10 protein-coding genes are annotated in these 12,760 nt (G+C 65.2%); 7 read left to right on the top strand and 3 right to left on the bottom strand.

Annotated elements, in window-relative coordinates:
• Positions 1-80 precede the first annotated feature (80 nt).
• The 7 genes from HDG34_RS16425 to guaD all read left to right on the top strand — a co-directional run bounded on the left by HDG34_RS16425 (position 81) and on the right by guaD (position 10,138).
• Positions 81-1,460 carry an amidase gene (locus HDG34_RS16425; RefSeq protein ID WP_184061316.1) on the top strand — a complete coding sequence of 460 codons (1,380 nt, stop codon included), beginning with the start codon at positions 81-83 and terminating at the stop codon, positions 1,458-1,460.
• A 128-nt stretch (positions 1,461-1,588) separates the two neighbouring features.
• On the top strand, positions 1,589-2,098 hold the full coding sequence (locus tag HDG34_RS16420) for a disulfide bond formation protein B (protein ID WP_184061315.1): 510 nt from the start codon (positions 1,589-1,591) through the stop codon (positions 2,096-2,098).
• A gap of 385 nt (positions 2,099-2,483) precedes the next feature.
• Entirely contained in the window at positions 2,484-4,022 is a 1,539-nt protein-coding gene (gene xdhA / locus HDG34_RS16415) for a xanthine dehydrogenase small subunit (protein WP_184061314.1), read from the top strand.
• The gene (gene xdhB, locus HDG34_RS16410) at positions 4,022-6,511 is read left to right on the top strand and encodes a xanthine dehydrogenase molybdopterin binding subunit (protein WP_184061313.1); all 2,490 of its coding nucleotides are present in this window, start codon (positions 4,022-4,024) and stop codon (positions 6,509-6,511) included. Before xdhA ends, xdhB begins: the two co-directional genes overlap by 1 nt.
• A complete protein-coding gene (gene xdhC / locus HDG34_RS16405; protein WP_184061312.1) occupies positions 6,492-7,508 on the top strand; it encodes a xanthine dehydrogenase accessory protein XdhC in 1,017 nt (338 codons plus the stop codon). Before xdhB ends, xdhC begins: the two co-directional genes overlap by 20 nt.
• Before the next feature lie 47 nt (positions 7,509-7,555).
• On the top strand, positions 7,556-8,605 hold the full coding sequence (locus HDG34_RS16400) for an adenosine deaminase (protein ID WP_184061311.1): 1,050 nt from the start codon (positions 7,556-7,558) through the stop codon (positions 8,603-8,605).
• 165 nt (positions 8,606-8,770) lie between these two features.
• On the top strand, positions 8,771-10,138 hold the full coding sequence (gene guaD / locus HDG34_RS16395; RefSeq protein WP_184061310.1) for a guanine deaminase: 1,368 nt from the start codon (positions 8,771-8,773) through the stop codon (positions 10,136-10,138).
• Positions 10,139-10,216: 78 nt separating this feature from the next.
• Here the strand turns inward: guaD and HDG34_RS16390 are convergent, their stop codons facing one another.
• From HDG34_RS16390 to HDG34_RS16380, 3 genes are all read right to left on the bottom strand, one after another.
• Entirely contained in the window at positions 10,217-10,591 is a 375-nt protein-coding gene (locus HDG34_RS16390) for a hypothetical protein (RefSeq protein ID WP_184061309.1), read from the bottom strand.
• 508 nt (positions 10,592-11,099) lie between these two features.
• Complete coding sequence (locus HDG34_RS16385; RefSeq protein WP_184061308.1) at positions 11,100-11,810, bottom strand: hypothetical protein; 711 nt, start codon at positions 11,808-11,810, stop codon at positions 11,100-11,102.
• Between the two features lie 89 nt (positions 11,811-11,899).
• Complete coding sequence (locus tag HDG34_RS16380; protein ID WP_184061307.1) at positions 11,900-12,538, bottom strand: hypothetical protein; 639 nt, start codon at positions 12,536-12,538, stop codon at positions 11,900-11,902.
• Between the last annotated feature and the right edge of the window lie 222 nt (positions 12,539-12,760).

Genomic DNA, 12,760 nt, shown 5'->3' with positions numbered 1-12,760 from the left:
GCGGACGGACCTTTCCCTTTGGCTCCGCACTGCCTCGCTCATGCGCCCGCGCTGCGCTCAACCGGATTTCTACCGACATCATGGCCACTGAATTCGCCCCCTTCCCGCCGCTTGCCCAGCTTGCCGCCGATCTCGCCGCCGGCCGCACGACGAGCCGCGCGCTCGTCGAAACCGCGCTGGACCGAATCGCCGATCCGGCTGGCCAGGGCGCCGCCGTCTTCATGCACGTCGACACCGACGCCGCGCGCGCCGCCGCCGACGCGCACGACCGCCTGCGCGCGGCCGGCACCGTGCTCTCGCCGCTCGCCGGGATTCCCGTGTCGGTCAAGGACCTGTTCGACATCGAAGGCCAGCCGACCCGCGCGGGCTCCGTCGTGCTCGCCGACGCGCCCGCCGCGAAGGCCGACGCGGTCGCGGTCGCACGTCTGAAGCGGGCCGGCGCCGTGATCGTCGGGCGGACCAACATGAGCGAGTTCGCGTTTTCCGGACTCGGCCTGAATCCGCACTACGGCCATCCGCTGTCGCCGTACCGGCGCGGCGTGAAGGGCGACGAGCGGATTTCGGGCGGCTCGTCGTCGGGCGCGGCCGCGTCGGTCGCCGACGGCATGGCCGCGGTCGCGCTCGGCACCGACACCGGCGGCTCGATCCGCATCCCGGCCGCCTTGTGCGGGCTGACCGGCTTCAAGCCGACCGCCGCTCGCATCCCGAAGCAGGGCGGCGTGCCGCTGTCGTCGACGCTCGACTCGTTCGGGCCGATCGGCGTGTCGGTCGCATGCTGCGCGCTGGTCGACCGGATGCTCGCCGGGCTCGAGCCGCGCATCCCGGCCGCGCGGCCGCTCGAAGGCGTGCGCCTCGGCGTGCTGACCAATTTCGTGACCGACGGCGTCGAGCCCGAAGTCGCGCGCGCGATCGATACCGCGCTCAAGCATCTGGAGGCGGCCGGCGCGATCGTCAGCGAGGTGCGCTTCGCGCCGCTCGACCGGCTGCCGGAGATCAACCGCTTCGGCTTTTCGTCGATCGAGGCGTATGCGTGGCATCGTCCGCTGCTCGACAAGCATCGCGAACAGTACGATCCGCGCGTGCTCGTGCGCATCATGAAGGGGCAGCCGGCCAGCGCGGTCGATTATCTGGACCTCGTCGCCGAGCGCAACGCGATGCTCGACGAAGCCGCGCGCACGCTGTGGCAGCGTTTCGACGCGCTCGTCGCGCCGACCGTGCCGGTCGTGCCGCCGCGCCTCGCCGACCTGCTCAACGACGACGACGCGTTCGGCCGCACCAATGCGCTGATCCTGCGCAATCCGAGCGCGTTCAACTTCCTCGATAGCTGCGCGCTGTCGCTGCCGTGCCATCTGCGCGGCGACGCGCCGGTCGGCCTGATGCTGGCGGGCGCACCGCACGCCGACGACGCGTTGCTCGCGATCGGCCGCGCGGCCGAGGCAGTGCTGAAAGCGATCCGGTAAAGCGCGCCGGGGTTGGCCGCCCGGCGCGGTCGCCGCCGCGCCAATGTTCAGGCAATAAGTGGCGCGGCCGGGGTTCGCGCTAGAATCGCGGGCACCCGCCCTTTCGTCTCCAGACCAATCGAAGATCCATGAATAACGACTCCGCGATGCTGCGCCGCGAGCGCACCCTGCTGGTTCTGCTCGGCCTGATCTGCCTCGCCCTCGTGGGCGGTGCGTTGTACCTGCAGTTTGGCCTGCGCGAAGATCCGTGCCCGCTGTGCATCATCCAGCGTTATTTCTTCCTGCTGATCGCGATCTTCGCGTTCCTCGGCGCGCGCTTCAGGCACTGGCGCGGCGTGCGCCTGCTCGAAGTGATGGCGGCGCTGTCGGCGCTCGCCGGCATCGCGACCGCGGCGCGCCATGTGTACATCCAGGCGAATCCTGGCTTCAGCTGCGGCTTCGACGCGCTGCAGCCAGTGGTCGACAGCCTGCCCCCCGCGCACTGGCTGCCGAGCGTGTTCAAGGTTGCGGGCCTGTGCGAAACCGCCTATCCACCGCTTCTCGGGCTGACGCTGCCGATGTGGTCGGGCGTCGCGTTTATCGTCGCGTTCGTCGCGCTGGTGCTGAGCCTGGTGCGCAATCGCCATCGGGTCTCCTGACGGCGGGCAACTTGGCCGAGCGAGCTTCGAACGCCGTCTGAAGCGCCGAACTCGCCGCCAGGGCGCTTACCGATTCGCATCGCCAATGACGCCGGACTTCGTGTTGTCCATGCCGGGCACCGAAGTCCGGCGTTTTTTCTGCGCGACGTTCCGCGATCGCGCGCCGTTCCTGTCGGTTCCCGCTCCGCGCACGCAACTTCTCGCCTCGGCGCGAATCGTACCCGGATCATGACCGCCGCCGCATGAGCTTCATGCGACACGGGAAATATTTTCGGGCCGGGGTAGTGCTATCTTCGGGTATGGATGGCGATCTACGTGCGCGAGGCCGGCTTTTTGCGACCCCATGCGTAACGCGCGCCCGGTCCGCACTGTCTTCCGATTCGCCATGACAACGCAAACCATCCGCTTCTACCATCAGGGGTCCGTCCGCGAGGTCGCGGGCGTGCCGGCGACGCGCACCGTGCTGCAGCACCTGCGCGAGGACTTGCGCTGCACCGGCACCAAGGAAGGCTGCGCGGAAGGCGACTGCGGCGCATGCACGGTCGTGATCGGCGAACTCGATGCGCGCGGCGACCTCACGTTGAAGGCTGTCAACGCCTGCATCCAGTTCCTGCCGACACTCGACGGCCGCGCCCTCTTCACCGTCGAAGACCTGCGCGCCGCGAACGGCGCGCTGCATCCGGTGCAGCAGGCGTTGGTCGACTGTCATGGTTCGCAATGCGGCTTCTGCACACCCGGCTTCGTCATGTCGATGTGGGCGCTCTACGAGAACCAGCCCGTCAGCGCCGGCCTGCCGACCCGCCATGAAATCGACGCCGCGCTGTCCGGCAATCTGTGCCGCTGCACGGGCTACCGGCCGATCATCGACGCCGCGCAGAAGATGTTCGACTACGCGCAGCATCCGCGCGTCGCGCTCGATCGCGACGCGATCGCGGCCACGCTGCGCACACTGCAACGCGAAGACACGTTCGAATACAGCGCGCCAGGCACCCGCGGCGCCGCCTTCGGCTCGCCCACCTTCCACGCCCCGCTCACGCTCGACGCGTTCGCGACGCTGCGCGCGCAGCATCCGGACGCGCGCATCGTCGCGGGCAGCACCGACGTCGGCTTGTGGGTCACCAAGCAGTTCCGCGATCTCGGCGACTTGCTGTACACCGGCAACGTCGCGGAACTGAAGACGATCGCGCGCGACGCGCAAACGCTGACCATCGGTGCGGCGGTCACGCTCGAAGACGCGTACGCGGCGCTCACCGCCGACTACCCCGAACTCGCCGAACTATGGACGCGCTTCGCATCGCTGCCGATCCGCAATGCGGGCACGCTCGGCGGCAACGTCGCGAACGGCTCGCCGATCGGCGATTCGATGCCGGCACTGCTCGCGCTCGGCGCCGACGTCGAGTTGCGCCGCGATCGCACGACCCGCACCGTGCCGCTCGACGCGTTCTACCTCGGCTATCAGAAGACCACGCTCGCGGAAGGCGAATTCGTCAGCGCGCTGCGCGTGCCTCGCCCGGCCGGCGCGCTGCGGTTTCGCACCTACAAGGTGGCGAAGCGTTACGACCAGGACATCTCGGCGGTGTGCGCGGCGTTTGCGCTGCACGTCGCGGAAGATGGCACGATCCGCGCGGCGCGGGTCGCGTTCGGCGGCATGGCGGCGACGCCGAAGCGGGCCGCGCATGCCGAAGCCGCGCTCAACGGCGCGGCGTGGAACGAACCGACGGCCCGTCGCGCAATGGACGCGCTCACCGCCGACTATCAGCCGCTCACCGACATGCGCGCGTCGAGCGCGTATCGGCTGAGGGTCGCGCGCAATCTGCTGTGGCGCTTCTACCTCGAAACGCGCGACGACGCGCCGCTCGCGCTCTGCGACGTGAACGCGTTCGCGTTCGAGGCCAACGCAATCGTCGTGAAGGAGTCGCCGTGATGAACCGGACCGATGCCTTTATCGAACGCGCTGGCGCGCGTGCCGATCAACGCGAGGACGCGTCGATCGGCGTACCGCTGCCGCACGAATCCGCCGCGCTGCACGTGAGCGGCGAAGCGACCTACACGGACGACATCGCCGAGCTGCACGGCACGCTGCACGCGGCGCTCGGCCTGTCGCGCCATGCGCATGCGCGCATCGTGTCGATGGATCTCGACGCGGTGAGAAACGCGCCCGGCGTGATCGCGGTGCTGAGCGCCGACGATATCCCCGGCGAAAACAATTGCGGCCCGGTGCTGCACGACGATCCGATCCTCGCCGACGGCGAAGTGCTCTATCTGGGCCAGCCGGTCTTCGCGGTGATCGCCGAGAGCCACGAACTCGCACGTCGCGCCGCCGCGCTCGCGAAAAGCGACGACGTGATCCGCTACGAGCCGCTCGACGCGATCCTCACCGTCGCCGATGCGAAAGCCACGAAGCAGTTCGTGCTGCCGCCACTGCATCTGCGCCGCGGCGACCCCGACGCGAAGATCGCCGCCGCGCCGCATCGACTGGCCGGCAGGTTCGAGGTCGGCGGCCAGGAGCAGTTCTATCTCGAAGGCCAGATCGCCTATGCGGTGCCGAAGGAAATGGACGGCATGCTCGTCTACAGCTCGACGCAGCATCCGAGCGAGATGCAGCAGGTCGTCGCGCACATGCTCGACTGGCCCGCGCATAACGTCGTCTGCGAATGCCGGCGCATGGGCGGCGGCTTCGGCGGCAAGGAATCGCAATCGGCGCTGTTCGCGTGCGTGGCCGCGCTTGCGGCGCAACGCCTGCGTCGCCCGGTCAAGCTGCGCGCCGATCGCGACGACGACTTTCTGATCACCGGCAAGCGCCACGATGCAGTCTACGAGTACGAAGCGGGCTTCGACGACAGCGGGCGTCTCAGCGGCGTGCGCGTCGAAATCGCATTGCGCGCCGGCTATTCCGCGGATCTGTCCGGCGCGGTCGCGACGCGCGCGGTGTGCCACGTCGACAACGCGTACTACCTGTCCGACGTCGATATCGTCGCGCTGTGCTGCAAGACCAATACGCAGTCGAACACCGCGTTTCGCGGCTTCGGCGGACCGCAAGGCGCGCTCGTGATGGAGGTGCTGCTCGACGGCATCGCGCGCGAGCTGCGGCTCGATTCGCTCGACGTGCGGCTCGCGAATTACTACGGCGTCGGCGAACGCGATACGACGCCGTACGGACAACGCGTCGAAGACAACATCATCGCGCCGCTGACCGACGCGCTGCTAGATTCGAGTGACTACCGCGCGCGTCGCGCGGCATTCGCCGAATTCAATGCGAAGAGTCCCGTGCTCAAACGCGGCCTCGCGTTTTCGCCGGTCAAGTTCGGCATCTCGTTCAACGTGCCGTTCCTGAATCAGGCCGGCGCGCTCGTGCACGTGTACAAGGACGGCTCCGTGCTCGTCAATCACGGCGGCACCGAGATGGGCCAGGGGCTCAACACGAAAGTCGCGCAGGTGGTCGCGAATCAGTTCGGCTTGCCGTTCGCGCGCGTCCGGGTGACCGCGACCGATACCTCGAAGATCGCCAACACGTCGGCCACCGCGGCCTCGACCGGCAGCGACCTGAACGGCATGGCCGCCGAAGCCGCCGCGCGGACGATCCGCGCGCGGCTCGCGGAACTCGCGGCGCGCCAGCTCGGTGGCGACGCCAACGACGTGCAGTTCGCGCGCGGCAGCGTGTCGGTGAACGGCGGCGCGCTGCCGTTCGAACAGCTCGTCAACGCCGCGTATCTCGCGCGCGTGCAGTTGTGGTCGGACGGCTTCTACGCGACGCCGAAAGTGCATTGGGATGCGAAGTCGCTGACCGGTCATCCGTTCTATTACTTCGCGTATGGTGCGGCGGTGTCGGAGGTCGTCGTCGATACGCTGACCGGCGAGTGGAAGCTCCTGCGCGCGGACTTGCTGCACGACGCGGGCCAGTCGATCAATCCGGCGATCGATCTCGGCCAGATCGAAGGCGGCTTCATTCAGGGCATGGGCTGGCTCACCACTGAAGAGCTATGGTGGAGCCGCGACGGCCGCCTGATGACGCACGCGCCGTCGACGTACAAGATTCCCGCGGTCAGCGACACGCCCGCCGCGTTCCACGTTCGGCTCTACGACAACAGCAACGCCGAGCCGACCGTGTTCCGCTCGAAGGCGGTCGGCGAGCCGCCGTTGCTGCTGCCGTTTTCGGTGTTTCTCGCGATTCGCGACGCGATCGCGGCCGCAGTGCCGGGCGCGCGACATGCTCCGCCGTTGCGCGCGCCGGCGACGCCCGAGGCGATACTCGATGCGCTGGACGCTTTGAATGCGATGAACGCGTCGCAGACCGCAGATCCGACCGAAGCCGCCGCGCACCCCGATGGCACCGACACAAACACGCAACCCGCCGCGGAAACGCCCCACGCGGCCCCCCACGGAGAATCGCCGGATGCAAGCCTGGCTCACTGACCTGCAACATCTGCTCGCGCATGGCGACGCCGCCGTGCTGGTGACGGTCGCGCGCGTCGAAGGTTCGGCGCCGCGCGAAGCCGGCACGAAGATGATCGTCACGCGCGAGGCGGCCAGGCATACGATTGGCGGCGGCCACCTCGAATGGAAGGCGATCGAGACCGCGCGCCAGGTGCTGCGCGACGGCATGCGCGCGCCCCACATGCGGCGGCTCGAACGCTTCGCGCTGGGGCCGAGCCTCGGCCAGTGCTGCGGCGGCGCCGTGATCCTCGCGTTCGAGCGGCTCGACGTCGGCGATCTCGGCTGGCTCACGTCGCTCGCCAAGCGCCTCGCGGCGGGGCAATCGACGGTGCGCAGCGTATCATTCGGCCCCGCGCCGGATGCGGTGATGCTGTCTGAGCCCGAGCCCGGCATCGACGGCGCCGACTGTCTGCTGTGGGACGGCGCCGGTTTCGACGACAGCAGCGCGCTCCTGACCGAAACCATCGCGCCGGGCGAATTCGCCGTCGTGCTATTCGGCGCCGGTCACGTCGGCGCGGCGCTCGTGCGCGTGCTGGCGACACTGCCTTGCACGGTGCGCTGGGTCGACGAGCGCGACGCGCAGTTTCCGTCGCTCGATGCGCTGCACGCGCCGAACGTGAGGATCGACGCGAACGACGCACCCGACGAGGCGATCGATCAGGCCGCGCCGAACACGTACTTCGTCGTGATGACGCACAACCATGCGCGCGATCTCGAACTGGCCGAACGCATCCTGCGGCGCGGCGACTTCGCGTTCTTCGGCATGATCGGCTCGCATACCAAGCGCAAGCAGTTCGAGCATCGGCTCGCGGCTCGCGGCATCGATCCGGCGCGGATCACGCGGATGAAATGTCCGCTCGGCGTCGACGGCATCGTCGACAAGTCGCCCGAGGTCATCGCGATCTCGGCGGCCGCGCAGGTGTTGCAGGCCGTCGAGGCGAACGCGGGTGCGCGCCACCCGACGCAGGCGGTTTGATACGCGGCCGGCGCCACTCGTTACCCAACACACAATTCCAAACCACGATGAACCCGACAACCGCTACCCCTGCTTCCCCCGTTACGCTCGCCGACAAAACCGCGCGCGCACCGAAGGCCGAGCTGCATATCCACATCGAAGGCTCGCTCGAACCCGAGCTGATTTTCGCGCTCGCGCAACGCAACGGCGTGAAGCTCGCCTACGACTCGGTGGAAGCCTTGCGCGCCGCCTATGCGTTCACCGACCTGCAATCGTTCCTCGACATCTACTACGCGGGCGCGAGCGTGCTGCTGCACGAGCAGGACTTCTACGACATGACGATGGCCTACGTCGAGCGCTGTCTCGCCGACAACGTCGTGCATAGCGAAATCTTTTTCGACCCGCAGACCCATACCGAGCGCGGCGTGCGGATCGCGACCGTCGTGGCCGGCATCGAACGCGCGCTCGCCGACGCGGAGAAGCGCGGCATGTCGAGCAAGCTGATCCTGTGTTTCCTACGCCATCTGTCCGAGGACGATGCGCTCGCCACCTTCGACGAAGCGCTGCCGCTGTTCGAGCAGTACGAGCATCGGCTGATCGGCGTGGGGCTCGATTCGTCGGAACGCGGCCATCCGCCGTCGAAGTTCGAGCGCGTGTTCGCGAAGGCGCGCGCGCTCGGTCTGAAGCTCGTCGCGCATGCGGGCGAGGAAGGCCCGCCGTCCTACATCTACGAGGCGCTCGACGTGCTGAAGATCGACCGCGTCGATCACGGGGTGCGCAGCATCGAGGACCCGGCGCTCGTCACGCGCCTCGCCGATACGCGCGTCGCGCTGACCGTGTGCCCGCTGTCGAACCTGAAGCTGTGCGTGTTCGACGACCTGACCAGGCACACGCTGAAAGACCTGCTCGATCGCGGCGTCGCGGTGACTGTCAATTCCGACGATCCGGCCTATTTCGGCGGCTACGTGAACGCGAACTATCTGGCGACGATCGACGCGCTGAAGCTCGACGACGCCGAGGTCTACACGATCATCCGCAACGGCTTCGAGGCGTCGTTCGTGACGCCCGAGGAACGCGCCATGCTGATCGGTAAGCTCGACGCGTATTGGCGGCACTGAGTGGCGGCACTGAGCCGCGCGCCGACGGATTTCAACTGACGGGCCTCGACCGACGTCGGCGGCCGGCGGCTTCGCTTCGTTCGGGCAAACGGCAACGACCCGAACCGGGAAGCCGCTGCCGCTGCCTGCGCCGCCCAGCTTTCAACATTCGGAGACAGCTTTTCCATGACTGAATCGGCTCATACCGCGCAAGCGGCGGCGCAAGCGGCATTCCGCGCCCCTCTGCTGACCTTCAACGGCGATCCGGCGCACGCGCCGAACGCCGTGGTGTTTCACGAGGACGGTCTCCTGATCGTGGAAGACGGCCGCGTCGTCGCGGCGGACGCGTATGCGGCGCTCGCGTCGCGGCTCGCGCCCGGCACGCAGGTCGTGGAGCGGCGCGACAAGCTGATCCTGCCGGGCTTCATCGATACCCACATCCACTATCCGCAGACCGACATGATCGCGTCGCCGGCGCCGGGTCTGCTGCCGTGGCTCGACACGTACACGTTCCCAACCGAGCGCCGCTTCGCCGACATCGCGCACGCCCGCGACACGGCGAGCTTTTTTCTCGACGAACTGCTCGCCTGCGGCACGACGACCGCGCTCGTGTACTGCACGGTCCACAAGGAATCCGCCGACGCCCTCTTCGCCGAGAGCGAAGCGCGCAATCTGCGCATGGTCGCGGGCAAGGTGCTGATGGACCGCCACTGCCCCGCGTTCCTGCGCGACACCGCGCAATCGGGCTACGACGACAGCGCCGAGCTGATCGGCCGCTGGCACGATCGCGGCCGCCAGATGTACGCGCTGACGCCGCGCTTCGCGCCGACCTCGACCGAGGCGCAGCTCGAAGCATGCGGCGCGCTCGCGCGGCTGCATCCGGACGTGTTCGTTCAGAGCCACGTGGCCGAGAACACCGACGAGGTGAAATGGGTCGCCGAGCTGTTCCCCGGCCACCGCAGCTATCTCGACATCTACGATCACTATGGGCTCTTGCGCCGTCGCGCGGTGTACGGCCATTGCATCTACCTCGACGACGAGGACCGCAAGCGCATGGCGCAAACCGGCGCGCTCGCCTCGCACTGCCCGACCTCGAACCTGTTCCTCGGCAGCGGCCTGTTCGACTTCGACAAGGCCGACTCGGCCGGCATGCCGATCGCGCTCGCGACCGACGTCGGCGGCGGCACGTCGTTCTCGATGCTGCAGACGATGAACGAAGCGCACAAGGTTGCGCGCCTCGGCGGCCATCATCTGACGGCGACGCGCATGTTCTATCTCGCGACCGCCGGCGCGGCCGAAGCGCTCGATCTCGGCGACAAGATCGGCACGCTGAGGGACGGCTCGGAAGCGGACTTCGTCGTGCTCGATCCGCAGGCGACGCCGCTGCTCGCGCGCCGCACCGCGCGGCGCGAATCGCTCGAGGAGCTGCTGTTCGCGTTCGCGCTGCTCGGTGACGATCGCGCCGTATATGAAACGTATGCGGCCGGCAAGTGCGTGCATCGCCGCGACGACGCGCGCCAGCGCGTGCCGGGACGCGCGAAGATCGCGGCTTGACACCAGCTTCGGTTGAGACGCCCCAGTTGCAGACGAAACGCTAGTGGGCGTCTTGGTCCGCGAGTGCTCACAAATTGGCTATTCAGTGTCAATTTCGAGCGTCTCAAATTCGACGGCAATCTCAGCGCCAACTGTTGAGAAAACGTATGCGATATGGTCGGCACGGCGCTTTCCAAAATGCGCGGATTTCTTGAGTACCTCGATTGCCGCGGCGTATGCCTCATCACCGGGTTTCAACACCTCAATCGAATTGACGATGTTCAACAATCCACCATCAATGATGCTCGCGCGCGTCACTCCAAGAAAGGTAACGGTCGCGCGCCGGCTCTCATCGTACAACCCGAGTGTTAGTACGTTTGGTGTATTGGCGCCACCTTCCTTGCTGGTCGCAATCGCATCCAGGTACCAGTCATGAAAACCGCCGAACTGTTCCAGTGCATCTGTGATGGTCATGGTGGCTTGTCCTATGGAAGTATGCTTTACCCACAAAGTGCAAGCGTATCCTTTACAACAGAGCCGGCGTCCAGTCGGCTTTGTTGCATCTGGACGCTACTTTTGAAGGTCCCTGTTCGACCCACAAGAGACAGCCATCTTTCTCCAAAGCAGCCGTTCAACGTTGCGAAGCATGCTTGCAGCCGAGGAGATTGATCTTGCCTCCCATGCCACCCGACGAAGGGTTTATTGAGTGGTAGCCCATAGTCCTCTCTAATTGCAAACGTCCTCTTTGATCGCCCCCTTGGCCGCAACATCACAGGTGATCGCACCGCCGTCGTGGTCCCTTAACACGATTGCCCAGATCCCGTATGCGAACGAACCAGTCAAGGGGCCGACAAGTCACGTGGTCGAGGTATTCCAGTATCTCACCCTGCATGTCGCACGCCTCGCCGCAGGGATGTGAACGCGCCTTCGCGGGTGCAGGTGCCCATGCGCAGGGTGGTCTAACCTGACACATATCATCGGGTCACAGATGATCCACCGTGTTCCACGTCACCCCGTCAAGCGGATAGTCAGTAGTCACTCCGTTTGCGTACAGAGCAATGCGGTCTTTCGACTGCGCGATCCTGAATCCTTTGCCAATTTCCTTTCCATCCTTTTTCAGTACGACGCATGGTAGATCGGCCTTTGTGCAGCCTCGCTCGAACGTGTCGGCGGTTTGCTGCGCGGCCAGCCTGCCAGAGTGCTCTCCAAGACCACCTGGCAGCGCGAACACGGCGCTGAGCATTGGAATACCTGCTAGAAAAAGTACCATGCAGCCTGCAACCAGCAACGCCCTGGCTAGGAACCTTGCAAGATGGGGATGCCTGAATTCCTTGCTTCTCGATTCGTCCCATTTCTGGACTTGTGGCTTGAAGCGCTCCGCTATCGACCAAACGGCCATCCAGAAAGCAAAGTACAGGAACATGCCTGCGAGCGGCCACTTGTGCTGTGTAGACCAGTTCAGCAGTGTCATCCCCTCGTGGAGGAACGCCAACGCGCCGTAGATGAGGTATTCCTCCCGTGCAAGCGGATAGGTCGTGATACTCACATGGAAAAAGTCACGCCAGCTTGAGCTGTATGCATATCCAAGGAAATAGTCAATTGCGATCAGTGACGCACCAGCGATGGCCACTCCCGTCTTCCATATCCATTCTGGAATAAGCTGGGTGAAGGATGTGATTTCTTCTTTCTGCATCTGACGGACTTTCCCTCCTTTTTTGTGAGGTGTGCAAACGAGGACATGAATACTCCGCTTGTAGGAGGCCAGTCGATGGCCCGCCGCCGTCACGAGCCCCGAACTGCCTGCTTCACTATCGGCGTATAGCGTTCACCGTTTACCCATTGTTCATATGTGAGCATGTGATCCCACGCCTCGGCACGAGACATCTGCTGGCGATTCGGGATCACGTAGCGCGCTTCGTAATCTTCATAGACTTTTAATAGCTCGATATTTTCTTTACCGTACGCCTTTCGCACCTTCTTTGGCACATCATCGAATTCGCCGACGAATGAACTGCTGACCGGCAAAAATAAGATGCGATTTTCACCCTCATTGGAAAAGGACACGTCACGACAGGCATTGCCATCACGCCAGATGGCATGACTCTCTGCCTCCATATAATTTGGGCCATTTGTCCAGACACGAAAACCAAAAGCGCTTTTTCCGCACCCAGTTTGACGGATGTACTCTTCCACGTTCGAATCACAGCAACCGAGGCGGCTCCACACTTCAGGTTCGCATGCGATGTAGAACGGAGCCTGATCGCTCAACGACTGACAGAACGCGAGGACAGAATTGCTGAGTTCAGGTGGGGTAGTCAGGTCACGGAACAAGCCATTGGCTGCATACAGTTTCTGCTGTGCCATGTAAGGATTGGCCGCAGTATTTCTGCGCTCTTTTTTCAGGCGGCTATTCTTTCCCATTGCTTACCTTGCGAATCCCCAAAATTTTTAGATTGACTAATTGCTGCCGTAGCGGGTGAGCCAGCCATTTTAGAAGGTGGGCAGTCTCAAGAGTCAAGTGCAACGTTTAGCTAATCCGGCCTTCTCTAACTCTTTAGCCATTGCTTCCTCGGGGGAGTCCCAGCCGAGCGTCTGGCGAGGCCGCCCGTTGAGCAATTTGGCGATGTCATTGAGTTGGGTCTG

It is taken from the genome of Paraburkholderia sp. HC6.4b, from assembly GCF_014200875.1.
Lineage (GTDB): Bacteria > Pseudomonadota > Gammaproteobacteria > Burkholderiales > Burkholderiaceae > Paraburkholderia > Paraburkholderia tuberum.
The sequence above is the reverse complement of the archived record's forward strand: the minus strand, read 5'-3'. Positions and strand labels throughout refer to the sequence as shown.